This is a genomic window from Psychrobacter proteolyticus (assembly GCF_038155145.1).
In the GTDB taxonomy this organism is placed as follows: Bacteria; Pseudomonadota; Gammaproteobacteria; order Pseudomonadales; family Moraxellaceae; genus Psychrobacter; species Psychrobacter proteolyticus_B.
On sequence record NZ_JBAKAY010000046.1, the window covers coordinates 1 to 247 of the forward strand.

At 40.9% G+C, this 247-nt stretch carries 1 pseudogene; it reads left to right on the forward strand.

The annotated features are described in order from the left end of the window. Nucleotides 1-180 (forward strand): annotated as a pseudogene (locus tag V6252_RS12950) (transglutaminase family protein); the annotation flags it as partial. Nucleotides 181-247 lie beyond the last annotated feature (67 nt).

A 247-nucleotide genomic window follows, 5' to 3' on the forward strand; every position in this document is an offset into this window, starting at 1 on the left:
GTATGGCTGCATGGTAACTGCTATACTTTTGATATCTCAAATCAGGCATTTACCCCAAACTCACATCTGTATGTGGCTATTGGGCGAGATTATCTAGATACCGCGCCTGATCGCGGCGTACGTATGGGCGGCGGTTACGAAAATCTTTACAGATTGGTATTAGTCAAAAAGCTATCATAGCGTTTGCTACTTTTTAATACTTTTATTCATCAAGGGTATTTTAAGACTTATTGTGCTGCCATTCGTC